The organism is Puribacter membranae, from assembly GCF_055380425.1.
On the sequence record NZ_AP040167.1, the window covers coordinates 296,756 to 323,233 of the forward strand.

The 26,478-nt window shown below is 53.5% G+C and carries 27 protein-coding genes; 19 read left to right on the forward strand and 8 right to left on the reverse strand.

Going from position 1 to position 26,478, the window contains the following annotated elements; all coding sequences use genetic code 11:
- Positions 1 to 18: 18 nt before the first annotated feature.
- Together ACZ41M_RS01410 and ACZ41M_RS01415 are read left to right on the forward strand one after the other, a co-directional pair.
- Positions 19 to 993, forward strand: coding sequence for an FAD:protein FMN transferase (locus ACZ41M_RS01410; protein ID WP_464730632.1), 975 nt, complete (start codon positions 19 to 21; stop codon positions 991 to 993).
- A 53-nt stretch (positions 994 to 1,046) separates the two neighbouring features.
- Positions 1,047 to 1,784 (forward strand): hypothetical protein, encoded by a 738-nt coding sequence (locus ACZ41M_RS01415; protein WP_464730631.1) that lies wholly within the window; start codon positions 1,047 to 1,049, stop codon positions 1,782 to 1,784.
- A gap of 57 nt (positions 1,785 to 1,841) precedes the next feature.
- On the opposite strand, the gene metE is transcribed toward ACZ41M_RS01415, so the two are convergent.
- Positions 1,842 to 4,145, reverse strand: a complete 2,304-nt coding sequence (gene metE, locus ACZ41M_RS01420) for a 5-methyltetrahydropteroyltriglutamate--homocysteine S-methyltransferase (protein ID WP_464730630.1) — start codon at positions 4,143 to 4,145, stop codon at positions 1,842 to 1,844.
- Between the two features lie 154 nt (positions 4,146 to 4,299).
- On the opposite strand from metE, the gene ACZ41M_RS01425 reads away from it, so the two are divergent.
- The 13 genes from ACZ41M_RS01425 to ACZ41M_RS01485 all read left to right on the forward strand — a co-directional run bounded on the left by ACZ41M_RS01425 (position 4,300) and on the right by ACZ41M_RS01485 (position 17,543).
- Positions 4,300 to 5,220: a LysR family transcriptional regulator gene (locus ACZ41M_RS01425; RefSeq protein ID WP_464732136.1), complete on the forward strand. Its 921-nt coding sequence runs from the start codon at positions 4,300 to 4,302 to the stop codon at positions 5,218 to 5,220.
- Between the two features lie 119 nt (positions 5,221 to 5,339).
- A complete protein-coding gene (locus tag ACZ41M_RS01430) occupies positions 5,340 to 7,613 on the forward strand; it encodes a RelA/SpoT family protein (RefSeq protein WP_464730629.1) in 2,274 nt (757 codons plus the stop codon).
- An 86-nt stretch (positions 7,614 to 7,699) separates the two neighbouring features.
- Positions 7,700 to 8,860, forward strand: a complete 1,161-nt coding sequence (locus ACZ41M_RS01435; protein WP_464730628.1) for a deoxyguanosinetriphosphate triphosphohydrolase — start codon at positions 7,700 to 7,702, stop codon at positions 8,858 to 8,860.
- The gene (locus ACZ41M_RS01440) at positions 8,857 to 9,213 is read left to right on the forward strand and encodes a hypothetical protein (protein ID WP_464730627.1); all 357 of its coding nucleotides are present in this window, start codon (positions 8,857 to 8,859) and stop codon (positions 9,211 to 9,213) included. Before ACZ41M_RS01435 ends, ACZ41M_RS01440 begins: the two co-directional genes overlap by 4 nt.
- Before the next feature lie 6 nt (positions 9,214 to 9,219).
- Positions 9,220 to 10,164 carry an alpha/beta fold hydrolase gene (locus ACZ41M_RS01445; RefSeq protein ID WP_464730626.1) on the forward strand — a complete coding sequence of 315 codons (945 nt, stop codon included), beginning with the start codon at positions 9,220 to 9,222 and terminating at the stop codon, positions 10,162 to 10,164.
- Positions 10,165 to 10,199: 35 nt separating this feature from the next.
- The gene (locus ACZ41M_RS01450) at positions 10,200 to 10,616 is read left to right on the forward strand and encodes an acyl-CoA thioesterase (RefSeq protein WP_464730625.1); all 417 of its coding nucleotides are present in this window, start codon (positions 10,200 to 10,202) and stop codon (positions 10,614 to 10,616) included.
- Between the two features lie 100 nt (positions 10,617 to 10,716).
- Positions 10,717 to 12,819, forward strand: coding sequence for a ribonuclease catalytic domain-containing protein (locus ACZ41M_RS01455; protein ID WP_464730624.1), 2,103 nt, complete (start codon positions 10,717 to 10,719; stop codon positions 12,817 to 12,819).
- 41 nt (positions 12,820 to 12,860) lie between these two features.
- Complete coding sequence (gene lpxK, locus ACZ41M_RS01460; RefSeq protein ID WP_464730623.1) at positions 12,861 to 14,099, forward strand: tetraacyldisaccharide 4'-kinase; 1,239 nt, start codon at positions 12,861 to 12,863, stop codon at positions 14,097 to 14,099.
- A 205-nt stretch (positions 14,100 to 14,304) separates the two neighbouring features.
- Complete coding sequence (locus ACZ41M_RS01465) at positions 14,305 to 14,484, forward strand: Trm112 family protein (protein ID WP_464730622.1); 180 nt, start codon at positions 14,305 to 14,307, stop codon at positions 14,482 to 14,484.
- Between the two features lie 10 nt (positions 14,485 to 14,494).
- On the forward strand, positions 14,495 to 15,295 hold the full coding sequence (gene kdsB / locus ACZ41M_RS01470; protein WP_464730621.1) for a 3-deoxy-manno-octulosonate cytidylyltransferase: 801 nt from the start codon (positions 14,495 to 14,497) through the stop codon (positions 15,293 to 15,295).
- Between the two features lie 94 nt (positions 15,296 to 15,389).
- Positions 15,390 to 16,043 (forward strand): adenylate kinase, encoded by a 654-nt coding sequence (adk, locus tag ACZ41M_RS01475; protein WP_464730620.1) that lies wholly within the window; start codon positions 15,390 to 15,392, stop codon positions 16,041 to 16,043.
- Positions 16,044 to 16,147: 104 nt separating this feature from the next.
- A complete protein-coding gene (trmB, locus tag ACZ41M_RS01480) occupies positions 16,148 to 16,978 on the forward strand; it encodes a tRNA (guanosine(46)-N7)-methyltransferase TrmB (protein WP_464730619.1) in 831 nt (276 codons plus the stop codon).
- 82 nt (positions 16,979 to 17,060) lie between these two features.
- A complete protein-coding gene (locus ACZ41M_RS01485) occupies positions 17,061 to 17,543 on the forward strand; it encodes a pilin (protein WP_464730618.1) in 483 nt (160 codons plus the stop codon).
- Positions 17,544 to 17,653: 110 nt separating this feature from the next.
- On the opposite strand, the gene ACZ41M_RS01490 is transcribed toward ACZ41M_RS01485, so the two are convergent.
- From ACZ41M_RS01490 to ACZ41M_RS01520, 7 genes are all read right to left on the reverse strand, one after another.
- Positions 17,654 to 18,520, reverse strand: coding sequence for an endonuclease/exonuclease/phosphatase family protein (locus ACZ41M_RS01490; protein ID WP_464730617.1), 867 nt, complete (start codon positions 18,518 to 18,520; stop codon positions 17,654 to 17,656).
- Positions 18,517 to 19,461, reverse strand: coding sequence for a cobalamin-binding protein (locus ACZ41M_RS01495; protein ID WP_464737477.1), 945 nt, complete (start codon positions 19,459 to 19,461; stop codon positions 18,517 to 18,519). The genes ACZ41M_RS01490 and ACZ41M_RS01495 overlap by 4 nt, the downstream gene beginning before the upstream one ends.
- 15 nt (positions 19,462 to 19,476) lie before the next feature.
- Entirely contained in the window at positions 19,477 to 19,893 is a 417-nt protein-coding gene (locus ACZ41M_RS01500) for an ExbD/TolR family protein (protein WP_464730615.1), read from the reverse strand.
- Between the two features lie 22 nt (positions 19,894 to 19,915).
- Positions 19,916 to 20,554 (reverse strand): MotA/TolQ/ExbB proton channel family protein, encoded by a 639-nt coding sequence (locus ACZ41M_RS01505; protein ID WP_464730614.1) that lies wholly within the window; start codon positions 20,552 to 20,554, stop codon positions 19,916 to 19,918.
- A gap of 162 nt (positions 20,555 to 20,716) precedes the next feature.
- Positions 20,717 to 21,346 (reverse strand): TonB family protein, encoded by a 630-nt coding sequence (locus ACZ41M_RS01510; RefSeq protein WP_464730613.1) that lies wholly within the window; start codon positions 21,344 to 21,346, stop codon positions 20,717 to 20,719.
- 16 nt (positions 21,347 to 21,362) lie between these two features.
- Entirely contained in the window at positions 21,363 to 22,169 is an 807-nt protein-coding gene (dapB, locus tag ACZ41M_RS01515; RefSeq protein ID WP_464730612.1) for a 4-hydroxy-tetrahydrodipicolinate reductase, read from the reverse strand.
- 122 nt (positions 22,170 to 22,291) lie between these two features.
- The gene (locus ACZ41M_RS01520; protein WP_464730611.1) at positions 22,292 to 22,630 is read right to left on the reverse strand and encodes an outer membrane protein assembly factor BamE; all 339 of its coding nucleotides are present in this window, start codon (positions 22,628 to 22,630) and stop codon (positions 22,292 to 22,294) included.
- A gap of 155 nt (positions 22,631 to 22,785) precedes the next feature.
- Between ACZ41M_RS01520 and fur the strand changes: the two genes are divergently transcribed.
- The 4 genes from fur (at position 22,786) to ACZ41M_RS01540 (ending at position 26,421) form a co-directional block, all read left to right on the forward strand.
- Positions 22,786 to 23,217, forward strand: a complete 432-nt coding sequence (gene fur, locus ACZ41M_RS01525; RefSeq protein ID WP_464730610.1) for a ferric iron uptake transcriptional regulator — start codon at positions 22,786 to 22,788, stop codon at positions 23,215 to 23,217.
- 60 nt (positions 23,218 to 23,277) lie between these two features.
- Positions 23,278 to 24,294 (forward strand): tRNA dihydrouridine(20/20a) synthase DusA, encoded by a 1,017-nt coding sequence (gene dusA, locus ACZ41M_RS01530; protein ID WP_464730609.1) that lies wholly within the window; start codon positions 23,278 to 23,280, stop codon positions 24,292 to 24,294.
- Positions 24,291 to 24,800 (forward strand): transcription elongation factor GreB, encoded by a 510-nt coding sequence (gene greB / locus ACZ41M_RS01535; RefSeq protein WP_464730608.1) that lies wholly within the window; start codon positions 24,291 to 24,293, stop codon positions 24,798 to 24,800. The genes dusA and greB overlap by 4 nt, the downstream gene beginning before the upstream one ends.
- Before the next feature lie 286 nt (positions 24,801 to 25,086).
- The gene (locus ACZ41M_RS01540; RefSeq protein ID WP_464730607.1) at positions 25,087 to 26,421 is read left to right on the forward strand and encodes a serine hydrolase; all 1,335 of its coding nucleotides are present in this window, start codon (positions 25,087 to 25,089) and stop codon (positions 26,419 to 26,421) included.
- Positions 26,422 to 26,478: the final 57 nt, after the last annotated feature.

The following is a 26,478-nucleotide window of genomic DNA, read 5'->3' on the forward strand; positions in this document are numbered from 1 at the left end:
GGGCGAAGTGACGCAACGATGATGGAACACGCTTTACCTCTGAGACAGTTTCGCGCCATGGGCTGCGATATGAGTGCCGCATTGTCCATGCCATCGGGTGTGCAGGCGGACGCATTGTTGGCACAAGTTCCCACGTGGTTCGCACACTGGGAGCGGATATTCAGCCGCTTTTGTGCGGACAGCGAGCTATCGCGTGTCAATGCGCAGGCGGGGCAGGCGGTCACCGTCAGTGCCGAATTTTTGACCGTGGTGCAAAAGGCCGTGAATGTGGCCGAGCGAACGCAGGGATTGCTCACACCTTTGATCGGGCAAGCGGTGCTGGATATGGGTTATGACCGAGATTTTGCTCAACTGCATTCCTTCGAGCTTACGCAGTCAAGCAAGCATCCGGCAACGTATCAGGGAGCGCCTGTTCATGCCGTGGCGGATTTTCGCCACATCCACTGCGATCATGCGTGTTTGCAGATACGCATTCCAGCGGGTAGTCGTTTGGATTTGGGCGGTTTTGTCAAAGGTTGGTGCGCCGATGAAACCGTGTACCGTTTGGGCAAATTTGCCCCGGCGCTGATGGATGCAGGCGGTGATATTGCGGTAAGCGCTGCGATGACCGATGCGCTCAACAATACGCAGGCATGGCCCATCGCGATTGCGCGTCCTTGGCCGGAAACCGAAGATTTGGCTCTGATTGGCGTGACGCGCGGCGGTGTGGCGACATCGGGGCGGGATTACCGTCGCTGGATACGGGATGGACAGGTGCAGCACCACATCGTTGACCCGCGCACGGCGCAGGCAGCGCAAACGGATATTGTCAGTGTGTCGGTGTCCGCTGCCAGTGCTTTTGAGGCCGAAGTCGTGGCGAAGCACCTGTTGATTTTGGGCAGCGAGTTGGCGCAGGCGTGGGCGCAGCGTCAAGCGGATGTGGGCGTGTGCATGGTGTTGGAACACGGGCAAATACGGATGAATGCGGTGTTTGAGCAGCAAATGATGCGTTAAAAATATCATGTGATTGAGTGTCATAGAGATCAAAAACAAAGAGAGGAATTCGTATGTGGGGAATCTATCGTGCGCGTGAGCCTAAACTAAGCTCAGGCAGCGTGGCGGGTCAAAAAAGTGATTCGGTGAATGAATATTCGTGGCGCTGGTGGTTGACCTTTGTGCTGTCCGTCGGCTTGGGCGTATTCGCGGCGTGGTGGGCGGTGCCGCCGTTCGCCCATCTGCTGGCGCAGAGTTTGGTCGGTCAGGAAGCCAAAGGTTTTTGGTTTGTTTCACGCGCGTCCGGAGTGACCGCGTATGTACTGCTGTGGCTGTCGGTGGTGTTGGGTTTGCTGATGTCCACACGCTTGAGCCGCAGCCCGCGTATGGCGAATTGGACGCCTGTGCTGATGGCGATTCATGAGTTTGTCAGTATCGTGTCGTGGCTGTTTGTCGCACTGCATGCGCTGGTTTTGCTCGGCGACACGTATGTGCAGGCGAGCTGGTTCAATTTATTGGTTCCGTTTGCATTTGATGCGAAAAGCGTGGTGTGGATTGGTTTGGGGCAAATCAGTTTATATCTGATGGCGGTGGTGCTGGTGAGCTACTATGTACGCACGCGCATTGGCTTTCAGGCTTGGCGCTGGCTGCATTTTGCGACGTTTGCGCTGTATGCGCTGGTGACGGTGCATGGTTTGCTCGCCGGCAGCGATACCGCGACGCTTTGGCCGCTGTATGCGACGAGCAATGGCGTGGTGCTGTTTTTGACCGTGTATCGGCTGTTGCTGATGAGGCAGTTGGCGACGAGTTGAGATTTTTTATAAAAATGCTCCATAAAAAACGGTCGGTTTTCACCGACCGTTTATTTTTTATTGCGCTGACCGAGTGGCAGCTGACGCATGCTGCGCACGCAGGGTTTGCGTCGCGGCCATCAGATTGCTCAATGCGGGTAGGGTTTCGGCCCATGAGCGGGTTTTCAGGCCGCAGTCGGGATTGACCCACAGTTGTTGCACGGGGATCACTTGTGTGGCTTTGTGCAGCAGTTCGACCATTTCGTCGGTTGAGGGAATGCGCGGGCTGTGGATGTCGTACACGCCCGGGCCGATTTGGTTCGGGTAGGCGAATGTACCAAAATCATCGAGCAGCTCCATGCGCGAGCGCGAGGTTTCGATCGAAATGACGTCGGCATCCATTTTGGCGATTTCGGGCAGGATGTCGCCGAATTCGGAGTAGCACATGTGCGTGTGAATCTGGGTGTGGTCGCGCACGGCGTTTCCGGCGATGCCAAAGGCGAACACGGCGTTGTCCAGATAGCGCTGCCAATCGCTGCGCTTGAGCGGCAGACCTTCGCGCAGAGCGGGTTCGTCAATCTGGATGATGCCGATGCCGGCAGCTTCGAGGTCGAGCACCTCGCTGCGCAGGGCGAGGGCGATTTGCAGCATGACTTCGTGACGCGGCAAGTCTTCGCGCACGAACGACCATTGCAGCATGGTCACGGGGCCGGTCAACATGCCTTTGACCGGTCGCTGGGTCAGGCTTTGTGCGAAGCTGCTCCATGCCACGGTCATGGCCTGCGGGCGTGCCACGTCGCCGTAAATGATTGGCGGTTTGACGCAGCGCGAGCCGTAGCTTTGCACCCAGCCGTTTTGCGTGAAGGCGTAACCGTCCAATTGTTCACCGAAGTATTCAACCATGTCGTTGCGCTCGGCTTCGCCGTGTACCAAAACGTCCAAGCCCAAACGCTCTTGCTCGTGAATCACGCGGGTGATTTCGGCTCTCATTGCCACTTCGTATTGATGTTGATTGACCGCGCCTTTTTTGAATGCGGCGCGGATGCGGCGGATTTCGCCGGTTTGTGGGAACGAGCCAATCGTGGTGGTTGGCAGCAGCGGCAATTGGAAACGCTCATTTTGCGCTTGAATACGCTGTGCGAACGGCGTGTTACGCAGCGCGTCGTCCGGCTGAATTTGTGCGACGGCAGCGCGCACATCGGCGCGATTGACCTCGCTCCATGCGCGGTAGGTTTGCCAATTCGCGGCGTTTTGCGCGATGACTTGCTGCGTGCTGTCATCAGCCAAAGTCACGGCTTTTTTCAAAGTCACGATTTCATCGAGTTTTTGGCGGGCGAATGCCAGCACGCCTTTGAGTTCGGGTGCGAGTGCCGTTTCGCTCGTCAAGTCGAACGGACTGTGCAGCAGCGAGCAACTGGAGCCGACCCACAGATTTTCACCGCGCTGCGTGCGCGCTGCCTGTATCACCGCCACCGATTCACTCAAATCGTTCGCCCAAATATTGCGGCCGTTGACCACGCCCAATGAGAGTACCTGATGCGCCGGCAAGTCGCGGACAAACGTGGCGACTTGCTCCGGTGCGCGCACGGCGTCGATGTGTACGCCTGCGACGGGGCTGCTGGCCAAGGCGGGCAGGTGCTGCTCGATGTTTTCAAAATAGGTCGCGAGCAAGATTTTCAGCGGTGTGCTTGATAGGTTGGCGAGTACTTTGGGCAGCGCATCGCGCCATTCGGTCGGTAAATCCAGTGCCAAAATCGGTTCGTCGATTTGCACCCACGACACGCCTTTGGTCTCGATGGCGTGCAAAATCTCCACGTACACGGGCAGCAGCCGATCGAGCAAAGCCAATTTGCTTGCGCTGGGGTCGTCCACTTGGGTATCGAGTTTGGATAAGTATAAAAAGCTCAACGGCCCCAGCAATACGGGTTTGGCTTTGCAACCCCAGAGCAATGCTTCATCCAAATGCACCAATATTTGCTCAGGGTGCGCGCTAAACTGCTGCTCGGGCGAGAGTTCGGGAACCAAATAATGATAATTGGTGTCGAACCATTTGGTCATTTCCAATGCGGGTTGTGCGGCGTTGCCTCGCGCCAGCGCAAAATACTGCTCGGCCTCGATTTGCGTGGTGTCAAATCCGAAACGCGCCGGAATCGCGCCCAACAGCACCGCGTGATCCAGCACCTGATCGTACAGGCTAAAGTCGCCGACGCTGACGTAATCCAGTCCGGCGGATTTTTGCGCCAGCCAATGTTGGCCGCGCAGTTGTTTCGCAACCTGTTGCAGTTCGGCGAGTGTTAAGTCGCCTTTCCAAAATTGCTCCGATGCGAATTTCAGTTCGCGTTGTGCGCCAATGCGCGGATAGCCCAAAATATGTGCTTTCATGAAAAAGCCCTCCCTATGTGTTGCAGGCGTATGTTGTTGTGAATGAGTCCGCGTATGCGCATGGATGCATGGCGCGGACTTCGATTTGACACGATACAGGGGATACAGGTATTATTCAAACGAAAGAATTTCACAAAAATCATGAATAGGATTCATAATGAGCAGTATTTTGGAGTTGCGTCACCTGCGAACTTTTTTGGCCTTGCGTCAGAGTGATTCGCTCAGCCAAGCGGCCAATCAACTGTGTTTGACGCAATCGGCGCTGTCGCATCAGCTTAAATTGCTGGAGGAATACTACGGCGTGAGTCTGCTGGAACGGCGGCTCTCGCCCATGCGTTTGACCCCGGCAGGTGAATGTTTGGCCGATTTGGCGGCGCAAACCTTGGGTGAAGTCGCCGAGGCCGAGCGTAAACTGGCGGTTTTGGCGCAGGGACACGCAGGGCCGTTGCGCATCGCGATTGAGTGCAACACCTGTTTTGAATGGCTGATACCGGTGATGGATGCGTTTCGCGCCGATTGGCCGCAGGTGGATTTGGATATCGTTTCGGGTTTTCACACCGACCCGGCGGCGCTGGTTTTGTCGGGGCGGGCGGATTTGGCGCTGACCGGCGAGGTGGAGAACGAGCCGCAGTTGGTGTATACGCCGATGTTTCGCTATGAAATGCTCGGTGTGATGGGCAATCAACACCCGCTTACCGCGAAGAAACATTTGGCGGCGGAGGATTTTGCGCAGCACACCTTGATTACCTATCCGATTGACGATGCGTATTTGGATATCATGAAGCTGCTCAAACCGGCGGGCGTGGTGCCGAGCAAACGCACCAGCGAGCTAACCATCGTGATTTTGCAGTTGGTCGCCAGCGGTCACGGCATCGCGGTTTTGCCCGAATGGAGCGTGCAATCGCACCGCGCCAGTGGTTATATCCAGACCCGCCGAATTGCCGATGGGCTGATGAGCAATTTGTATGCGGTCAATACGCAAGCGCTGAGTACGCAGCCGTATATGTTGGCCTTTTTGGAGCTGCTCAAACAGTCATGTTTTCAGCGTTTGTCGGGTATTCAGAATATTGTTTAAAGCACAAAGCGCTGCTTTTTGGTGCGATATTGCTGATAAACCTCCATGATCTCATCCTGTTTGCAGGGTGCGCTTATGATACGATACGGCCTGAGTATTTTTTGAAGATAAACCCGATCATGACGCAAAGCAGTACCCACGCCGATACCCCTCCCAAATTTCACACGCTGGAAGAAGCCCGCCAGTGGGCGGATGCCCATTATGTCGGGCAAATATTGCGCACGGGTGAGCCGATGCGCGACCACGCCGAGGGCATTCACGAAATTTTAAACCGCTTGGATGTGACGGACGAACTGCACATCGCGGCGTATCTATTTGGCTATTTTTTGATTCATCCGGATGATGTGGGCAATCGTGCGGCCTTGACCGCCGACTGGGGCGCGGATCAGGCGGCGCGCGTGCAAAATCTGCATAAAATCATGGAGATGGGTGCGAAAACTTGGCACAATGCCAAGGAGCGCAAAGAGCAAAAAGAACGCACTGGCGACATCAGTAAATCGGAACGGATGCTCGCCGAGCAGAGCGTTTCCGAGCAGATTGAACGCTCGCGCAAAATGCTGCTGGCGATGGCGCATGACATTCGTGTGGTGATTTTGCGCTTGGCTTCGCGCCTGCAAACCCTGCGCTATTACGCCGCGAGCAAAACCCCGTGCCCGAAACCGGTGGCGGATGAGTCGCTGTTGCTGTACGCGCCGCTGGCCAATCGTTTGGGGATTTGGCAAATCAAGTGGGAACTGGAAGATTTGGGTTTTCGCTTTGCCGAGCCGGATATTTACCGCCAAATTGCCAAATGGCTGGACGAGAAACGCACCGAGCGCGAGGGCTTTGTCGCCCAATCCATCGAACGGCTGCAAACCGAACTCAAAGCCTTGCACATCAAGGCCAATATTTCCGGCCGCCCCAAACATATTTACAGTATTTACAACAAGATGAAGGGTAAATCGCTGCAATTTGCCGATTTATACGACATTCGCGCGTTCCGCATCATCGTGGAGGATTTGAAAGACTGCTACAGCGTGCTCGGCGTGATGCACCACCTATGGCAACCGATTCCGAAAGAATTCGACGATTACATCGCGCGCCCGAAACCGAATGGTTATCAATCGCTGCACACCGTTGTGGTGGGTGACGACGGGCGACCGATGGAGGTGCAAATCCGCACCCAACAGATGCACCAGTTTGCCGAATACGGCGTCGCGGCGCATTGGCGCTATAAAGAGGGCGGCTTTAACAAAGGCGGTAAAAACGAGCAGAGCGACTATGATGCACAAATTGCCTGGGTGCGCCAGCTCATCAGTTGGCAGTCCGATCTGACGCACAATCTCTCGGCGCAGGCCAAAGCGCGCGCGAGTAAACAGTTGGGCGAAGCGACCTCGGTCAAGCTCAAGGACCCAAGTATTTACGTACTCACGCCGGATGCCAAAGTGATTGAGCTGCCGCAGGGCGCAACGCCAATTGACTTTGCCTACTACGTTCATACCAATATCGGCCACCGCTGTCGCGGCGCGAAGGTCAACGGCCAGATTGTGCCGCTCAATACCCCTTTGCAAACCGGTCAAACCGTGCAAATTACGGTGGCGAAACAGGACAATCCGTCACGCGACTGGCTGCGGGACGAATTCACCATTAGCCAACGTACCAAAGGCAAAATCCGCGCGTGGTTTAACGCGCAGGACACGCAGGTCAATATCAGCACGGGGCGCACAGCGTTTGAAAAAGAATTGCAACGCTTGGGCAAAACGGCGGTCAAGCATGATGAAATCGCGCATGCGCTCGGCTTTGAAAAAACCGACGATTTGTACATCGCATTTGCGCGAGAAACCCTCGGCGGACGCGATTTGGACAATCATTTTAGCGGCACCAACGACGCACAAAGTGCGGCAGTGGTGGACGAGCAAAGCTTCGTGCGCAGCTCCAGCAACAAAGAGCCGACCGGTAAAGGCGGCGTGCTGGTGGTTGGCCTGGACGACTTGATGACCCAATTGGCGCAATGCTGCAAACCCGCGCCGCCGGATGAAATCGCAGGATTCGTTACGCGCGGCAAAGGCATTTCAATTCACCGCACTGCGTGTGAAAATTTCATTCACATGAAAACCCAGCATCCCGAGCGGGTGCTGGCCTGTGCGTGGTCGTCGGCAGAAGGGCTGCGCTACGAAGTCGATATGGTGATTTCGGCGCAGGAGTCGGTGGACATCATGCGTCTGATTACCGATGCGCTCGCGCGTGAAAAGGTGTATGTCACGGGGCTGCGCAAGCAGAAAAAAATGCAGGCAGCGCAGGAGCCGGTATGCGACTATGTGTTCAATCTCGAAGTGGTGAGTACCGCGCAATTGGAGAAAGCACGCGCGGCGCTGATGCAGATTAAGGGTGTGATGCAGGTCAATCGTCTGTAACTCAAATCCCTCTCCCGTAAACGGGTGAGGGGTGCAACCCTGTTGATTCATGAGCGTCATTATTGGCTGAAGATCAAAGGAACTGTATGAAAGCATGGCAAAGTTTTGAAACTCAGTTGGCACCGTTTGCGGTCAAAAGCTCGATCAGCAAAGGGCGGCGTCATGCCGAACCGGAGGATCCGAACCGCAGTCCGTTTGCGCGTGACCGTGATCGCATCGTACATGCGACCTCATTTCGCCGACTGGAGTACAAAACGCAGGTGTTCGTCAATCACGAAGGCGATTTGTTTCGCACGCGCCTCACGCACAGCATGGAAGTGGCGCAAATCGCCCGCACGCTGGCGCGCAATTTGCGGCTGAATGAGGATTTGATCGAGGCCATTGCGCTCTCGCACGACTTGGGACACACGCCGTTCGGTCACGCGGGGCAGGATGCGCTGAACGAATGCATGCGCCCGTTCGGCGGTTTTGAGCACAATTTGCAAAGCCTGCGCATTGTCGATGAATTGGAGGAGCGCTACGGCGCGTTCAACGGTCTGAACCTGACGTATGAAACCCGCGAAGGGATTTTGAAACACTGTTCAGCGGCCAACGCGCAAAAGTTGGGCGAACTCGGTGAGCGTTTTATTCGCGGCGAGCAGCCTTCACTCGAAGCGCAACTGACCAATATCGCCGATGCGATTGCGTACAGCAACCACGATATTGACGATGGTTTGCGCTCGAAAATTCTGACCATCGAGGGCATGCGCGAAGTGCCGATTTTCGCGCGTTCGCACGATGAGGTGCGCGCACAGTATCCGAGTTTGAGCGGGCATCGGGAGGTGCTCGAAACCGTGCGCCGCATGATCAGCGTGATGGTCACGGATTTGACTCGGATGACGCAGCATCGAATTCAGGTGCTGGGCATCAAGCACGTCGCCGATGTGCGCCTCGCGCCGCCGTTGGCCGGATTTTCCGATGAGGTTAAGGAGCAGATGAAGGCGCTTAAAAGTTATCTGTTTGCCAATCTATATCGGCAATATCAGGTGCTGCGCATGTCGCGCAAGGCGCAGAACATCATTCAGGATTTGTTTGAGGTATTCATGCAGGATCCGCGCCTGATGCCGCCGGACTATCAGGTGGATAAGGACGATGCACAGGCCGAATGGCTGCAAGCGCGCCGCGTGGCCGACTATATCGCGGGCATGACCGACCGCTACGCGATGAAAGAGCATCGGCGGATTTTTGCATTGGGAGTGATGGAGTGAATTTTTTATCACAGGAGGAGCGCGATTTTGCCGAAGATCAGGCGGAGTTGTCGCGCTCGGGTAAACGCCGAGAGCCGCCCAATTCGCGCATTGAGTTTTGGGCGCTGGCTGTGGGCTATGCTGTGATTGGTTTGTCTTTGGGTTTTGCCGCAGCGGTGTTGCTGCAAATGGCGGTTCAGGGCGAGATTCAAAGTTTTCATCTGGTTGATGCGCTGAGTTCGCTGCAACGTGGCGTTGTTGGATTTTTTGGTGTGATATTGGTGCTGTCGTCGCTTTGGTCGTTTCGCCGAGCTTATCGATTTGCCACGGCCAAGCCGAATCCGCCGTCGGATAATACGATTCGTGACGAGTGAAAAAGTATGATTTCTAATAATTCCAATAATAGCTCCGGCATGATGCACATACGCTCACTCGCGGTGCATGAGCACACGGCAACCGTGGCGGTTTGGGAGCATCCGAATAGCACGGTTTTGCCGATTCATTTTGCGCAGGGCAATGGTTTTGTTGCGGGTGTTTATCGGCAGATGATCGAGCCTTTGGCGCAACAGCATACTGTTTATGCGACGCATCATCGTGCCAGTTGGGCGAGTGTGCATCCGCATCAGCCACCGAGCCGGTTCAGTTGGGCCAGTGCGGCGGATGATCTGATCGCGAGCTTGGATGCGCTGAATCGGGAGCGTGCTACGCACAGCGCAGACACGGCCTCGACGCAAAAATTCATTGGCGTGGGGCATTCGCTGGGCGGTGTGATGACACTGATCGCGGCGCATCGTCGGCCGGATTTGTTTGAGAAAATCGTACTGATTGAGCCGGTGATGTTTCCCAATCGCGCGATTTGGACGCTGAATGCGATTCCGATGGCCTTGCGTTATCGGCTGTTGCCAATGGCCAAACGCACGCTCAATCGTCGTGACGTATGGGGATCGCATCAGGAGTTCATGGATTATCATGCGCGTAAATCGGCGTTTCATGGAATTCCGCCATCGGTGATGCAGGATTATGCGCACTATGGTTTGAGAGCGCGTGAGCGGCAAGATGGGTTAGAATTGAGCTTTCCGAAGACTTGGGAAGCGCATATTTTTCGCACGATTTCGAATGGCTGGCAGGCGCTAAAAGAGCTGAAAGTGCCGTGTGTGGCGATACGCGGTGCGGATAGCCAGTGGATTCCGCAGCGCTCGTGGGACAAATGGCAGCGCATGCGTCCGGATGTACCGGTGCTGGTGATGCCGGAAGTGGGGCATATGGCGCCGTTACAGCAACCGCAGGAGATGGCGCAATGGGTTTTGCGCTGTATTGAGCGTTAATTGAGTTTTGAATAGATTGAGGACGATGGTTTTTTATGGATAAAAAGCACTTTGAATGGCCGATTCGCTTGTATTTTGCCGATACCGATTTGATGGGGATTGTGTACCACGCCAATTATTTGGACTATTTTGAGCGTGCGCGTACCGAGTGGTTTCGTGCGGCGGAGATCAATCCGATGGATTTGGCGCGCGATACCCACACCGGTTTTGTGATTCGCCATGCCGAGATTGATTGGCTCAAGCCGTTGACGCTGGATCACGATGCGGTGGCGACCGTGTGCGTGCGCAAAATCGGCAATGCGTCGGCGGTGTTGGAACAAACCGTTGAATCGAACGGACATGTCGCAGCCAAAGGCATATTGACGATGGTGTGTGTGGATACGCAAACCAACAAGCCCAAAGCGATTCCTGATGCTTTACGCGAGTTGTTCTCGCAGGTACTGGTCGAATGACTTTTTGAAGTGGGCAGACCAATGGGCATAGCAAATCAGGCTGTGCGGACTAAGCGGCATGATAAAATGCCGCTTTATTTTTAAGTTGAACGGATTTTGAATGGGCAACATCGTTTTTTACGAAGCGCAGGGCAAATTGAACGTCGGGCAGGTGATGGAGCAAAAAGACAGTCACATGCAGGTCAAAGCGCAAGGCTCGTCCCTGCAAAAGGTGAAAACCAAAGACGTGTTGCTGCAAGCGAATCTCAATGGTGTGAGCGCGGCGCAGGCGAGTGAGCTGGCGGGTGATATTGCGGCGCAGGTGGATTTGGATTTGCTGTGGGAATGTGCGCCCGAGGCGGCCTTTGATTTTGTGCAGGTTGCGCGCGAGTATTTTGGCGAGCAGGCCAGCGTGATCGAGCAGGCGGCGATGTGGCAGGCTTTGCAATCGGCGCCGATTTATTTTGGTAAAAAGGGCAAGGGACAATTTACCCGACAGCCATATGAGCAGATTCAGATTGCCTTGGCGGCGGTGGCGAAAAAGGAAGAACGTTTGCGCCAGCAAGCCGCTTGGGTCGAGCAAATGATTGCGGGCAGTGCACCGAGCGAGATTTTGCAAGCACGCGACGCGATCATGCAAAAGAAAAATGCGAATGACATGACGTATAAGGCGGCGATTCAGGCGGCGGCGGATTTGAAACTGACCTTGCCGGAATTGATGCTGCATATCGGTGCGTTTCGCAATGCGTTTGAACTGCACCGCATGACGTTTTTGAGCGAATACTATCCGCGCGGTATTGAGCAGGATGAGCATACTTTGCCCCAGCCGAATCTGCACCTCTGGACGGAGATGCTGGCTGAAGGTACTGCGAGCGACACGGTAGTGGACGATGTGGCCATATTCTCGATTGACGATTCGGCCACGACCGAGATTGACGATGCGTTTTCGGTACGGCAGATTGAGGACCATGTGTACCGCATCGGTATTCATATTGCCGCGCCCGCGCTCTCGGTCACCCGCGATGATGTGGCCGATCAGCACGCGGTCAGTCGAATGTCCACGCTGTATATGCCGGGTGAAAAAGTCACGATGCTGCCCGATCACTGGGTTGAGGCGTTCAGCTTGGACGAAGGGACGATTCATCCGGTGGTGTCGATTTACACCACGTTTCACACCGAACGCGCGCCGAGCGAGGCTTTTAGCGATGTAGAAACTCGTGTTGAACGCATTCGCATCACAGAAAATTTACGTCATGACACACCGCAAATGCAATTGAATGCTGCTGATTTGGAAGGCGAACGCGCGGATTATCCGCAGGCGCAGCATTTGAAAGTGTTGTGGCAGGGCGTGCAAAAACTCAGCGCGATCCGCGATGCGGTACGTGGCAAGCCGGAAAACAACAATCGCGCGGATTTCTCCTACGCGCTGGACAATCCGGTCGGAACCGTGCCCACCGGCGATGAGTGCATCACCATCAGCCAGCGTATGCGCGGCTCGCCGATCGACAAAATCGTATCCGAATGGATGATTTTTGCCAATGTGCAGTGGGCGTGCTGGTTGCGTGATCTGCGTATTCCTGCGCTGTTTCGCACGCAAAGTTACATCGGTGTACGCACCAGTACGCATGCGCAGGCGCATTTGGCGATGGGCGTACCGGCGTATATGTGGGCAACCTCGCCGTTGCGCCGCTACGCCGATTGGCTCAATCAAATGCAGTTGCTCGCGGCGATACGCTATGGCGTGACCGCGCCGATGAAAGCGCCGTTTCAGCCCAAAGAGGCTGATCTGCTTTCGCGCATGAGCCAGTTTGACGAAAAATACCGCGCTTACGCAGGGCAACAAAACACGATGGAGCGCTATTGGTGTCTACGCTGGGTAGCGCAACGCATGAATGAGGGTGTTTTTGACACGCAGGCCATCGTGATTCGTGAGAATGTGTTGCGTCTGGCGGATATTCCTCTGTATCTGAACAGCATGGTGCCTGCGGATATGCCGTTGCAGTCGCGTGTGCGTGTGCAGTTGCAAGACATTGACTGGGTGAAACTGGAGGTCGGTGTGCGGGTGCTGGGGCGGATTGAGGGCGAACCTATATTGGATGAGGTATTTGAAGACTTACCAGAGGATGAGGTAATCGGTGCGGAAGCGGTGGGTCAGATGGCTACCGAAGTTGATGCAGAATTGCCGGCTCAAGTCTCCGTAGAAACGACCATCGAAAAACCATAAACACAGTAAAATTGCTTCAAAATCAACGGAATAAAAACGCTATGGGCGAATTGAATCAGCAGTCGGAGCATACGCTACAACGACAGGCGAGACAGGCGCAGCGCGAAGCCAAATGGCTCGCACGCTGGCAGACTCGCGGCTGGGCGACGCGCGTTTTATGGCCTGCGTCGTGGCTGTTTCAAAAAATCGCTGCCGTGCGCAAATGGGCGTTTACGCACGGTTGGCGTGCGCAGTATCGCATGCCTGTACCTGTGGTGGTGGTCGGTGGCATTATGATTGGCGGCGTGGGCAAAACCCCGATTGTTGCGCAATTGGTGCGGCAATTACAACAAGCCGGTTTTCAGCCCGGCATCATCACACGAGGTTACGGATCTCAGGCTGATCGGGAACGGCGTGAAATTGAAGTCACGGCGTACAGCAGTGCGCAACAGGTGGGCGATGAGCCGCTGTTGTTGCACCGCGCCACCGGCGTACCGATCTGGGTCGGGGCAAATCGGGTCAATGTCGCGCGTGCCTTGTGCGCCGCGCATCCCGAATGCGACGTAATTGTCTGCGACGACGGCCTGCAACATTATCGTTTGTATCGCGATTTGGAAATCGCTGTGGTGGATGGTCGCGGTGTGGGCAACGGTTGGTGCTTACCGGCTGGGCCTTTGCGTGAGTCGCCCGCGCGTTTGAATACGGTGTCGGCGTTGGTCTATCATCAGCGGCGTTCTGCATTGGAGCGGGATGGACAGGATGGCAGCGAACCTGACGCGCACTGCCAGACGCTCAGTGATCTGCCGTGGATGCCTCGGCCACTCACTACGCCACAGTTTGGTGTGTGTAGCGGACTGAATCGCGCCTATGCTTTGACCGAGGTTCAGCGTACAATAGCGTTGAATGATTTGGTGCAGCAATACGGCGTGCATAAGAACAAAAAAGTTCTGATGCTGGCCGGAATCGCCCAGCCTCAGGTGTTTTTCGACATGCTGGCGGATTTGGGCTTTGCGGGTGAAAGCTTGGCTTTGCCCGATCACGCGCCATTTGATGCGGCACTGGCTGAGCGCTTGATACAATTGCAGCATGAAAAAGCGTGCGCCGTTGTGCTCATGACGGAAAAAGATGCGGTCAAATGTTTACCGTGGATTGAGGCGTTTCCTGCGTTGGCTGAAAGCATCTGGGTACTGCCTCTGAGTGTGAGGCAGGATGAGGGTTGGCAAGGGTTTGCACAACACATCATCAGTCGATTGAAGGGCTTGGCTCAGAATTTTGGCTCGCAAGAAGCATCAGATGTTTAGCGGATGGCCAAAATGATTGGCAAAGTGAGAAAGTTAAATAAAACCCTGTCATTTCTGCTTTGCAGAAACTGCATTTTGCTTTCTCGCGGGAATGACCGTATATTTTTTAGATGTTTTAGCGATTTTTCATGTTGGGCAATGAGTTGATGGATGCATGCATGGTATTGGCGGCATGAATAAATGAAACAATAGCAAAAGGATGATTATGGACGAGAAATTACTGCACGCTTTGCGTTGCCCAAAAACTGGTGGCGAATTGGTACACCGCGCCGCAATGGCAGATCAACCCGAGGGTTTGTATTCGGCGCAAGCGCAGGTGCTGTACCCGATTCGCGATGGCATTCCGATTTTATTGATTGAGCAGGCAATCGCGGTCAACGCATAAAGGGGCGAATATGACCCAATTCAAAGTGGTGATTCCCGCGCGCATGGGCAGTTCGCGCTTTCATGGCAAACCGCTCGTACCGATTTTAGGACGAGCGATGATTCTGCGGGTGGCCGATCGGTCATTGCAAACCTCTGCCAATGAAGTGGTTGTGGCGACCGATCATGCGGATATTGCCGCCATGGTGACCGATGCTGGTTATCACGCGCACATGACGTTGGCGGAGCATCCGTCGGGTACGGATCGCATCGCGCAAGTGGCCATGGAGCGCGGCTGGTCGGATGACACCATCGTGGTTAATGTGCAGGGTGACGAGCCGGCAATTGCGCCGCAGTTGATTGAGTCGGTGGCGCAGGCATTGAATGACGATACTTCGTGCGTGATGGCGACGGCGGCACATCCGCTGCACGCGATGGCTGATTTTCTCAATCCGAATATGGTGAAAGTCGTGTTGGATGAACAGCAGCGTGCTTTGTATTTCTCGCGTGCGCCGATTCCGTATCCGCGTGATTGGATGAAGGCGCAGGGTGAAGTCAATCCAGCGGCGACACAAAGCTTACCGGACGATTTGCCAGTTTTGCGCCACATGGGCATTTATGCCTATCGCGTCGGCTTTCTCAAACGCTATGGTCAATTGCCGATGAGCCGACTGGAACAGATCGAAAGTCTGGAGCAATTGCGCGTTTTGGCCAATGGTGAACATATTTCCGTGTTCATCAGTGATGTCGCTGCGGCACCGGGCGTGGATACGCCTGAAGATGTGGCCGTTGTGGAGCAGTATTTGCGTGAGTTGGATGATTTGAACGTTTGAGTCGGCTCTCATGTATTTGATTTAAACTTGACCGGAGTCCGTTGCCTGAGGTAAGGTTATGGATTGAACTTTTTACTCTTTTGGAAAGACACACATGCGTATCATTTTATTAGGCCCGCCGGGCGCAGGTAAAGGAACCCAAGCCAATTTCATTAAAGAGCATTACAGCATTCCGCAAATTTCTACCGGCGATATGCTGCGTGCGGCGGTGAAAGCCGGTACGCCTTTGGGCATCGAAGCGAAAAAAGTCATGGATGCGGGACAGTTGGTTTCCGACGGTTTGATCATTAATCTGGTCAAAGAACGCTTGACCGAAAACGACTGTGCCAACGGTTATCTGTTCGACGGCTTTCCCCGCACCATTCCACAGGCAGACGCACTCAAAGACGCGCAAGTGCCGGTGGATTTCGTTTTGGAAATTGACGTGCCTGCTGAAGAAATCATCAAGCGCATCAGTGGTCGCCGTGTACACGAAGCGTCCGGACGCGTGTACCACATTGAATACAATCCACCGAAAGTCGCTGGTAAAGACGATGTAACGGGCGAAGATTTGGTTCAGCGTGATGATGATAAAGAAGATACCGTGCGCAAACGTTTGGACGTTTATCAAGCACAAACCCGTCCGCTGGTAGACTACTACAGCAACTGGGCTGCAACCGGTGACGCGGCAGCACCGAAATACCGCAAGATTTCCGGCGTTGGCTCGGTCGATGAAATCCGTGGTCGTATTTTGGAAGCATTGAAATAAATACCAGCAAACCCATGGCCTCAAATTAAAAAATGCCCCGAGCAATACGCGGGGCGTTTTTTGTGGGCAAACGAAAACCCATCACAATCACAGATTCACACATCATGAGTACACCTAAGCAAAGTTCCCATATTGAACCAACCCCTCATCCCGAAAGCACGGAAGCTGCGCAGACAGTAGAAAAGGCAGAAACGGTAGCGGCGAATGAGCAGAGCAACGCCCACGATTATGGCCACATCAAAAGTTTTGTACACCGTAAAGGTCATTTTTCAGAAGCGCAACGTCGCGCTTACGAAAGCCTCATGCCTGTGTTCGGCATTCCCTACGACAAACAATTGAAAAGCGCGCAAGACTGGGCGCAGATTTTTGGCAACAATCACCCCATCGTTTTGGAGATCGGCTGTGGTATGGGTGAGACAACGGCGAAAATCGCTGCGCAGAACCCCAATGTCAACTACATTGGGGTTGAAGTGTTTACAACAGGGGTGGGTGCGTTGCTCAAACGGGTGCAGGAATATGGTCTGAGCAATCTGCGTATTATCCAGCACGATGCGGTTGAAATCGTGCGCGATATGATTCCGCAGGGCATGTTGGCCGGAGTGCATATTTTCTTCCCAGACCCGTGGCACAAGGCGCGGCACCACAAACGCCGCTTGATTCAAACGCCTTTTGTGCATGAATTGGCATTGCGTTTAAAAAGTGGTGGATATATACATTGTGCTACGGATTGGGAAAACTATGCGGAGCAAATGCTGGCGGTTTTGAGCGGCGAAGAACTACTCATAAATACCAATCCAGCCCAAAGTTTTATACCTCGACCCGAAACTCGCCCGCTGACCAAGTATGAAAATCGCGGAAATCGTTTGGGGCATGGGGTTTGGGATGTACTTTTTGAAAAAAATCCGTATAATCCGAAAGGTATAAAATTAGGGTAATTGATTATCAATAACCTTAGGGAAAACGGTTCTCCGTTTGGTATTTATTTTTTAAACCTGATCGTTAAGAGTTAAATTTATCATGAATCAATCTAAGTATATAAAAGACCAAAGCAAACAAGCAGGTTTCACTTTGTTGGAATTGTTGATGGTTATTGCCGTCATCGGTATTTTGGCTACCATTGCAGTGCCGCGTTTGCAGAATTATTCACAAAAGGCGAAGTTTACCGAGGTGATCAATGCGACTGGGCCTTATAAATTGGCGGTTGAAAAATGTATTGTGGAAACAGGTGGTGTTGATAAATGTGATGCCAATAACAATGGCATTCCGGCAGGCATCGCTAATGGGGCAGGCAAAGTGGCGAGTTTAACCGTGGACAATGGGAAAGTTACCGCCACTGGTAACGTGGATGATTTTAATGGGGCGACGTATGTTATCACGCCGAATCCGACTGACTCGACAATTGCTTGGACAATCGGCGGTACTTGCGCAACGGATACCCCAACGTTGTGTGATGCGCCAAAGTCAGTACAAACTACCGGCGTAGCAGGACAAAATCAGTAAACGGGTGTGTTTGTATTATTGACTCGGTATTTGATTTAGTTGAAATTACAATTGAAAAACCACTTCTTCGTGAAGTGGTTTTTTCATGGGTATCGGCTATGGAATAGCGCTTATGGTTTCATTGACGGCGGCAGAATCAAAGCAGGTTTGAGTGTTGCTTGAATCGGTGCGTGGTCGGAACGATTGCGCCATTCCGCGCCCATTTTGACATGCGCTTCAGCGATTTCAAAGCCGCGCACATACAGTCGATCCAGTTTGAACCACGGAATCATGCTGGGGAAGGTTCTGCCCACGGTTTTAGGCGTACCAAACGGTGTGGGCGCAAGCGCGGTATTGGTCAGGTTTTTGACCAAGCGTCGCAAGCGGTTTGATTCGCTGTTCACATGTGGCTTCAGCCCTCGCTGAATGGTTTCAATCGCATCTTGGAGCAGTAGTTCGCGGGTGAGGATGTGGTGTACGTACAGATTCCAGTCGTTGAAATCGCCCGCGACAATGAGTGGTGCATGTGGTGGGACAAAGCACCGCACATAGCGAATCAAGGCGTATGCTTGGCGTATGCGGCTGACTTTAAACAGACCAAAGTGCGAGTTAATGACGTGTACTTCGCCTAAAACGGGATGGTCGAGTGTAGCGTGCAGAACGCCGCGCTGCTCCAGTCTATGGTCGGAAACGTCAATATTGCGCCATTGTTCAATGGGGTATTTGGACAAAATTGCATTGCCGTGATGCCCGTGCTCGTAAATGGCGTTGGCGCCATAGGCAATGTGTGGGTATAGATTGGCTTGCAGTGCAGCGACTTGTGAATGACCGTGCTCGATCAGTATCGGGCTTTTGCGCTTGGTGTTGATGTCCTGCACTTCTTGCAGACAGATGAGGTCTGCGTCCATTTCTTTCAGGCCGCTTTTGAGTTCGTTCAGATGACAGCCGCGCGTCATCGAGTGGGCTTTGTGAATGTTGTAGGTGGCTACGGTAATCATTTGTTTGTCACTAATGTGGTACGCACTTGGGCAATTTGCCGACATAGCCGCTCGCTGGCGGCGAGCGTGCGCAGGGTCGATCGGTTCATGGCATCGCCTTCGGTGTAAATCAAGCCGTTGTGTGCAATAGCAGGAATATGGGGCCAAGTGCGCCAAAAATCAAGACTGTCATCGGCTTGCCCGCGCGGCGTGGCGCTGAGAATCAGATCGGGCTGACGCGTGAGCACGTCCTCTACGTTGACCGTCGGCGCCGTGACAGGCAAATCGGCAAATAGATTGCGAGCACCGCAGCGGGCCAAAGCGTCTGAAATCCAACTGTTGCCGTTGATGGTCATGAGTGGCCGTGGCCAGACTTGGTAAAACGCATTCAGACTCGGCTGCGGGGCTTGTGCCAGCAAGGGAATCTGAGCGTAGGCGCGCGCGATCAATGGCGCGGCTTCGCGCTGATTGCCGATCATTTGCGATAGGCGCATCAATGACAGGGGAATGTCGGCCAAGGTGTGGATGTGTTGGTAAAAAATCGGGATGTTCAATTGTTTGAGGGCGTTTAATTGTGCCGGTGACTGTCCGCCTTGCCACGCAACCACCACATCCGGTTTGAGTTTAACTATCGCTTCCAAATCGATGTTTTGGTAATCGCTGATGATCGGCAGGTTTTTGGCTTCTTGCGGATAGTCGGAATAGCTGCTGACACCGACCACGCGGCTGCCTGCGCCGATGGCGAATAGATTTTCGGTGATTGAGGGCGATAGGGCAATGATGCGTTGCGGCGCTTGGTTAAAGTGCAGCTCTTGCCCTGTGTCGTCTGTCACCATCACGTCTGTCACCGACCATGCGTCGGATGCGGCTTGTGCCGCGCTCAGGGTGCTATGAAGCGGCGCGAGAGTCAGAGCCAGTGCGCACAACAGACGGCAAAAGGATGTTCGGTTTGACACGAGCATGCGGCGGCGCATGGCTTATTGCCCCGTGGCCTGCGTATCGATGCTGACTTTTTCCAAGCCTGCACCTTGGCTGGCCAATAACAATTGGGCGACTTTGGCGTACGGGATGTTTTTGTCCGCACGAATCAGGATGGTGGTTTGCGCGTCTTTTTCGGCCAATGCTTTGAGCGTTGGCAACAAGTCGGCTTCTTTCACCAGCGTTGTACCGACGTAATATTGTCCCTGCGCATTCACGGCCAGAACGACCGGCGGCGTTTTCGCTTGGCTGGAGGCGGCTTTGGAGTTGGCGGTTTTGACTTTGACCGATTGCGTCATCAGCGGTGCGGCCATGATGAAAATAACCAGTAACACCAGCATCACGTCCACCATTGGGGTGATGTTGATGTCCGATAGCACGGCATTTTTACGCGAACCTGAGGTTTTAAAAGCCATAATCGGCTCCTTTCAATGGGACTTATGCGCGCGCGTCGTTGTCTGAAAACTCGGCGACCAAATCGTGCGCAAAGGCATCGATTTCGGCGGATTGCACTTGATTTTTGCGGCTGAAAAAGTTGTAGGCGAACAAGGCTGGCAGCGCCACCGCCAGACCAAACGCGGTCATGATCAGCGCCTCACCGACCGGGCCGACAATGGCGTTGATGTCCATTTGACCGTCGGCTGCGACCGTGGTCAGGGTGCGGTAAATACCCCAAACCGTGCCCAGCAGGCCGACAAACGGTGCGCTGGAGGCGACGGTGGCGAGCAGGGTCAGCCCTTGATCGAGTGTTTGTTCGGACTGGCGCACGGCGGCTGAGAGTTTGCGTTCCAAAGCCGAACGGCTGTTGGCACTGTCCATGGCCTGCGCCAGTGGTGTGACCAAATTTTCATGATCCAGTTGTTTGACCGCAGCCAGGCGTGTAGCGGACTCAGCGCGGATGTTGTTCCAAAACGCTTCAATGGCGTGGCTCAGCTTGCGCATACGCATGATCATCAGTGTGCGTAGGGCGATCACGCCCCAGCTCAAAATCGACATGACGAGTAAAACGATGGCGACGAAGTGGGCGAATGCGTCGCCTTGTTGCCAGAAGTGTTGCAGATTAAAAGTGGTGTTCATAGTTAAAAGTAGAGTGTGGGACAAGCGGATTCGTTTGTTTGGAGCCGTTCAGTAAGGCGCGTATTTTAGCAGTTTTGCGCAGAGTATCCTGTAAAACTAAGGCTTATTGATGGAGTGCGGTGGATGCGGCTTAGGTTTCGCGGCAATCCTTTACGATATTATTTAACGACAGTCATACGGCCAGTTAAAATGAATTTGATCGGGTGCGGGTTGATGGTGTTCATCCATGGCCGGCTTGAACTGTGCTTGGTTAAAGCTTTTCAGGATCAATTGGTTGACCTGTGCATTGGGTGACGGTTCGATGATCGTGGCTTTACCCACCGTGCCTTGTGCGGTGATGTCGGCGACGATGAACACGCTGCCGTTCAGTTTCGCCGCGCGTGCGCTTTTCGGACAGCGGATTTGGTAAACGCGGTTTTTCGGCTCGGCGCGCGTGAGCAGCGCGGGTGGCAGCTCGGCGATGCGTCGTTGTGCGGCCAATTGTTCGGCCTGCACTTGGCGACGGTATTCTTCAGGATGCAGCCAATGGCGATCGATATAGGTCTTGGCGTCTTGCCAAGCATTCACGAAGTCCGCGCGCGAGGGTAGATGCAGCGGTTGTGGAAACCACAATGCCGCGATCATGATGCCGTGTACCAACGCGACATTCACCCACAACCAGAAGTGTTTGCGTGCAGCACCGACGGGAGCGGCAGTTGGCTCAGCGGCTGGCGCAGTGAGCGAAGCAGGCTGCGTGTGCGCCTGCTGGGTGGGTTGAGTGGGATCATTGAGCGGAGGTTTTGCGCTGGGCATGGCAATCCGTATTGAATCAGAGGTTTTTTAGCCCCAAAACGTCCTGCATATCGTACAAACCGGCGCTTCGGCGTTGTGCCAAAAACAGCGCCGCACGCATCGCGCCGGTGGCGTAGGTCATACGCGAAGAGGATTTGTGTGTGATTTCGATGCGCTCACCCGCACCGGCAAACAGCACGGTGTGATCGCCGATGATGTCTCCACCGCGAATGGTGGAAAAACCGATGGTTTGCTCATCGCGCACACCCGTCACGCCTTCGCGGCCATAAATCGCGCACTGCGCCAAGTCGCGCCCCAATTCGTGTGCTACGATTTCGCCCATTTTCAGCGCTGTGCCAGAGGGGGCATCGACTTTATTGCGGTGGTGTGCTTCGATGATCTCGATGTCGTAGCCTTGATTGAGAATTTTTGCCGCCAATTCAAGAATTTTGAAGGTGGCGTTCACACCAATGCCCATATTGGGCGAGAACACCACGCCAATGCGTTGAGCGGCGTCGGCAATTTGTGCCTTGCCTGTGGCATCAAAGCCGGTCGTGCCGATGACTAAATTAACGTTTTGGGCTACGCATTGCGGCAGATAGTCTAATGTCGCTTCGGGACGGGTGAAGTCAATCACGCAGTCGGCGCCGACAATCGCTTGGGCAAAATCGGAAGTGATGGACACGCCAGTGGTTTGGCCGAGAAATTCGCCTGCATCCTTGCCTAAAAAAGTACTCTGAGCCGAGTCGACTGCGCCGTGCAGGGTGATGTTGGGGTTGGCGAGTGCGGTTTCGATCAGCATGCGCCCCATGCGGCCGGAGGCGCCGGTAATGACTAATTTCATAGGAATTCCATAAAGGTTGAGGTGGTTTTGTGTGGTGTTTGCATCACTGTAAAAGTGCTGTATTCATGCAAAAGCGCGGTGTATATTGCTACACGCCGCGCTTGGGTGAACTTGTCGAATCGTTACTTGTCGGCCAGATCGGTGTGTTCTACTTTGACCACCGAGCCGTTGCTAAACCAGATGGTGACGCGTTTTTGTTGAATCGGTTTGTTGCGTTGATCGAGGCGGTAAATGTAATCCCAACGGTCTTGGTGAAATAGATTGTACATAATCGGTGAGCCGACGATGTTCACCACCTGCTCTTTGCTCAAGCCGGGGACAATCGCTTGCGCGCGATCGGCTTCAATCACATTACCTTGTTGAACCGGTGCGCGGTAGGGGATGTTCACACAGGCAGTGACGCTTAAGGTCAGTGCGGCGAGTACGGCGATTTGTTGAACACTACGGCGAAAATTGGTCATCGTATGATCCTTTTGGTTTTTCTATACAGACCATACGGCCTGCATGGTTTACAATGTCGATAGCATCGATTTGGTGTAAGATTACCATAATTTTCCATGGTACTGAGCACCGACCGAAACAAAATAAAAGTTTAATCTTTGAATGTGAATCAACTATGAGCCAATCCCAAGAATTAAAAAGCAGTGGTTTGAAAGTCACTTTGCCTCGTTTGAAAATTTTGGAATTGTTCCAAAATCGCAAACCGGGGCAGCGTCATTTGAGCGCTGAGGATGTATATCGTTTGCTGTTGTCCGAGGATATGGACATTGGTTTGGCAACGATTTACCGCGTGCTGACGCAATTTGAGCAGGCTGGCTTGTTGGTGCGCCGCAATTTTGAATCCGGCAAAGCGCTGTATGAGTTGAACGAAGGCGAGCCGCACGATCATTTGCTGTGTTTGAGTTGTGGCAAGGTGGTGGAATTCAACGATACCCAAATTTATCAGCGTCAGGATGAAATTGCCACCGAGTATGGCTTTGTGATTCAAGAACGCTCGATGACCTTATACGGAACATGTTCGGACTGCCAAAACAAGCCCAAGCGTTAAACCCATTCAACGTTTCCAAAACCCTATTTTTGGAGCAGTGAGAACTGCTCTTTTTATTTGATGAATCAAACCCTTACTCATACTCCTTTGGCGATAGCGCGGCGCTTATCCATTGCTCCGATGTTGGATTGGACGGATCGGCATTGTCGTTATTTTCACCGCCTATTGTCAAAAAATGTGCTGCTGTACACAGAGATGGTTAATGTCAATGCGATCATCCACGGTGATGCGCACCGACATTTGGATTTTGATGCCAGCGAGCATCCGCTGGTGTTGCAATTGGGCGGTTCGGAGCCGGATTTATTGGCGCGTTGTAGCAAAATAGCGCACGAATGGGGCTATGATGAGGTCAATCTAAATTGCGGTTGCCCGTCAGAGCGGGTGCAAAGCGGCTCATTCGGCGCCTGTTTGATGCACGATGCTGCTTTGGTCGCCGACTGTGTCAAAGCGATGCGCGATGCCGCACCGATTGAGGTTTCGGTCAAGCACCGCATTGGCCTGGACAAAAACGAGGATTACGGCTTTGTGCGTGATTTTGTGGGCACGGTAGCGCAGTCCGGCGTCAACGTGTTCATTGTGCACGCACGCAACGCATGGCTCAAAGGCCTCAGCCCCAAGGAAAACCGCGAGATTCCGCCGCTGCGCTATGAGATTGTTCATCAACTCAAACGCGATTTTCCCGAGTTGCACATAAGTCTGAATGGCGGCGTGCAGGATTTCGCAACGATTGATGAGCAATTACAGCAGGTTGACGGCGTGATGGTCGGGCGCTGGTTTTATCATGAACCATACGCTTTGGCACAAGCCGATCAACGGGTTTTTGGTGCCGCTGCCGCGCCCCTCATTGAACGTGATGCAGTGATCGAACAATTGGTTCGCTATGCCGAAGCGCAGATCAAGCAGGGCGTACCTTTGCGCGCCATGACGCGACATTGGCTCAATCTATATCATGGCGTGCCGGGTGCGCGCCGCTGGCGCCATCAGTTGTCCGATGCCAAATGGCTCAATCAAAATGATGCGCGCTTACTGCTGGATAATCTGCCGCGCGCCATGCCGGATATCAACGAGGCTGTATGATGGAAAATACCCCACCACCGGTTGTGAAAAATTACATGACGCCTGCCGGCTATGCGCGGCTGAAGGCTGAATTGCTGCATTTACTCGATGTGGAGCGCCCCGAGGTGGTGAGCGCCGTGTCGTGGGCGGCGAAAAATGGTGATCGTTCGGAGAATGGCGATTATTTATACGGCAAACGCCGCTTGCGCGAGATTGATCGACGTACCCGTTTTCTCAGTAAAGCATTGGAAAACGCGGTTGTGGTGGATCCAGCTGCGCAAACTCATGTGGATCAAGTATTTTTTGGTGCGACCGTGACTTATTGGCGCGAAGCGACGCAAGCCGAAGAAACCATCAGTATCGTTGGGCGCGATGAGATTGACACGCAAAAAGGCTATGTGAGCTGGATGAGTCCGATAGCCAAAGCCCTACTCAAAAAACATGTCGGTGACGAAGTTCGATTGCATACCCCAGCGGGTGTGGATGTGATCGAAATCATTGAAGTGGTCTACAAAAATTTGGATTAAAAGCTTTTTTGTCAACCATTTAGGCGTTGATGACTTTATGGGAACACGTGTATCTATGGGAGGATGCGTAGGAGAAATGTGGTGACAGATAGGTGATTTGCACACATCACGATATTTTTCTTTATAAAAACAACAAAACTGTTTGATTTATAAGAAAAATATCGTAAAATCTCACCAACTATTTTCGTCGTTCAAGATGACGGGCATGATCTGAATTATGAGAAAATGTGCCGATCTCTGGGAGGGGATTCCATCTTGCATGACATTTGCTAACAAGAGGTATCGTATGAAAAAATTCGCCAAACTCGGCTTGGTTTCGGTTGTGTCCATGGCTTTCGCTTTGCCCGTAGCAGCAAAAACCACGGCTAAAGCCGCTCCAGTGGCTTCGAAAGCAGCACCAATTGCTGCAAAAACACCGGTCAAATCAACGGCTAAAGCCGCCCCAGTGGCTGCGAAAGCAGCACCAAAAACAGTGGCCAAGGTGGATAAAAATGTCAAACCAGCTACGCCGGTAAGCGCAAAATCAAGCAAAACGACTCAAGCAGCCGTTGCCAAAACTGTGACCAAGGCCGTTATAAAAGCGCCTGTGACCACAGCAAAAGCCACCGCAGCAAAAACCGTTACGCCTGCAAAAGCACCACAAGTCGCTCAATCCAAGGCGAGCAACAGCCAATCCACACGCAATGTGGTGAAAGTCTCTTACAAACCGGCGACCAAGGTGGTGGCTGACCCACAACCTCAGGTAAAAGTAGCACCGCCTGCGCCGCGTGTTTATCGTCCTTCCGGTTCGGTTGCGCGCCAATATGGCCTGAACCAAGCCTTTGATCCGGTCGGTCTGCGCTCGAGCGTGGCTTTGGTCGTGGATCAAAACAATTGGACGACCTTGTACGAAAAAAATGCCTCTACGCCTTTGCCGATCGCATCCATCACCAAATTGATGACGGCCATGGTCGTGCTCGATGCGCGTCAAGATTTGAACGAATACATCACCATTACCGATGAAGACGCGGCGCATTATCGCTCATCACGTTTGACTGCGGGCACGACATTGCCTCGTCGTGATGTGATGTTGCTCTCGCTGATGTCTTCTGAAAACCGCGCGGCGTATGCACTTGGTCGCACCTATCCGGGCGGTATCGGCGCATTTGTACAAGCGATGAACGCTAAAGCCATGATGCTCGGTATGAGCTCTGCCTCTTTCGTTGATCCAAGCGGTCTGTCTTCAGCCAACCGCGCCAGCGCGATGGACTTGGCTAAAATGGTCAATGCGGCAACACAGTACAAAACCATTCGTGAGCTGTCTACCAACGACAGTGCGTATGTTTACACCGCCAATGGCCGTTACAACAAATACGTCAACAGCAACCGCTTGATTTCCCGCAATATGGGCTGGGACATCGGTTTGCAAAAGACCGGTACTTTGAGCGCGGCGGGCAAATGTTTGGTATTGCAAACGCGCATCAATGGCACGCCAAAAATCATGGTATTCCTTGACTCCAGCTCTTCAGACGCTCGCGTGGCCGACGCAGTGAAACTCAAAGGCTGGGTTGAATCGGGTAGCTACACCAACAGCGCGGCGGTACAGCAGCCGTTCGGCGGATTCAGCAACAGTGGTAGCTAATCGCATCCCAACAAGCCAAAAAGCCTTCGCATGCGAAGGCTTTTTTGTCGAAAAACA

Excerpts from the sequence above, each read along its gene's own strand:
- ACZ41M_RS01410 (WP_464730632.1), top strand. The coding sequence starts at position 19 with ATGATGGAACACGCTTTACCTCTGAGACAGTTTCGCGCCATGGGCTGC.
- ACZ41M_RS01415 (WP_464730631.1), top strand. The coding sequence starts at position 1,047 with ATGTGGGGAATCTATCGTGCGCGTGAGCCTAAACTAAGCTCAGGCAGC.
- metE (WP_464730630.1), bottom strand. The coding sequence starts at position 4,145 with ATGAAAGCACATATTTTGGGCTATCCGCGCATTGGCGCACAACGCGAA.
- ACZ41M_RS01430 (WP_464730629.1), top strand. The coding sequence starts at position 5,340 with ATGACGCAAAGCAGTACCCACGCCGATACCCCTCCCAAATTTCACACG.
- ACZ41M_RS01435 (WP_464730628.1), top strand. The coding sequence starts at position 7,700 with ATGAAAGCATGGCAAAGTTTTGAAACTCAGTTGGCACCGTTTGCGGTC.
- ACZ41M_RS01445 (WP_464730626.1), top strand. The coding sequence starts at position 9,220 with ATGATTTCTAATAATTCCAATAATAGCTCCGGCATGATGCACATACGC.
- ACZ41M_RS01450 (WP_464730625.1), top strand. The coding sequence starts at position 10,200 with ATGGATAAAAAGCACTTTGAATGGCCGATTCGCTTGTATTTTGCCGAT.
- ACZ41M_RS01455 (WP_464730624.1), top strand. The coding sequence starts at position 10,717 with ATGGGCAACATCGTTTTTTACGAAGCGCAGGGCAAATTGAACGTCGGG.
- lpxK (WP_464730623.1), top strand. The coding sequence starts at position 12,861 with ATGGGCGAATTGAATCAGCAGTCGGAGCATACGCTACAACGACAGGCG.
- ACZ41M_RS01465 (WP_464730622.1), top strand. The coding sequence starts at position 14,305 with ATGGACGAGAAATTACTGCACGCTTTGCGTTGCCCAAAAACTGGTGGC.
- kdsB (WP_464730621.1), top strand. The coding sequence starts at position 14,495 with ATGACCCAATTCAAAGTGGTGATTCCCGCGCGCATGGGCAGTTCGCGC.
- adk (WP_464730620.1), top strand. The coding sequence starts at position 15,390 with ATGCGTATCATTTTATTAGGCCCGCCGGGCGCAGGTAAAGGAACCCAA.
- trmB (WP_464730619.1), top strand. The coding sequence starts at position 16,148 with ATGAGTACACCTAAGCAAAGTTCCCATATTGAACCAACCCCTCATCCC.
- ACZ41M_RS01485 (WP_464730618.1), top strand. The coding sequence starts at position 17,061 with ATGAATCAATCTAAGTATATAAAAGACCAAAGCAAACAAGCAGGTTTC.
- ACZ41M_RS01490 (WP_464730617.1), bottom strand. The coding sequence starts at position 18,520 with ATGATTACCGTAGCCACCTACAACATTCACAAAGCCCACTCGATGACG.
- ACZ41M_RS01495 (WP_464737477.1), bottom strand. The coding sequence starts at position 19,461 with ATGCTCGTGTCAAACCGAACATCCTTTTGCCGTCTGTTGTGCGCACTG.
- ACZ41M_RS01500 (WP_464730615.1), bottom strand. The coding sequence starts at position 19,893 with ATGGCTTTTAAAACCTCAGGTTCGCGTAAAAATGCCGTGCTATCGGAC.
- ACZ41M_RS01505 (WP_464730614.1), bottom strand. The coding sequence starts at position 20,554 with ATGAACACCACTTTTAATCTGCAACACTTCTGGCAACAAGGCGACGCA.
- ACZ41M_RS01510 (WP_464730613.1), bottom strand. The coding sequence starts at position 21,346 with ATGCCCAGCGCAAAACCTCCGCTCAATGATCCCACTCAACCCACCCAG.
- dapB (WP_464730612.1), bottom strand. The coding sequence starts at position 22,169 with ATGAAATTAGTCATTACCGGCGCCTCCGGCCGCATGGGGCGCATGCTG.
- ACZ41M_RS01520 (WP_464730611.1), bottom strand. The coding sequence starts at position 22,630 with ATGACCAATTTTCGCCGTAGTGTTCAACAAATCGCCGTACTCGCCGCA.
- fur (WP_464730610.1), top strand. The coding sequence starts at position 22,786 with ATGAGCCAATCCCAAGAATTAAAAAGCAGTGGTTTGAAAGTCACTTTG.
- dusA (WP_464730609.1), top strand. The coding sequence starts at position 23,278 with ATGAATCAAACCCTTACTCATACTCCTTTGGCGATAGCGCGGCGCTTA.
- greB (WP_464730608.1), top strand. The coding sequence starts at position 24,291 with ATGATGGAAAATACCCCACCACCGGTTGTGAAAAATTACATGACGCCT.
- ACZ41M_RS01540 (WP_464730607.1), top strand. The coding sequence starts at position 25,087 with ATGAAAAAATTCGCCAAACTCGGCTTGGTTTCGGTTGTGTCCATGGCT.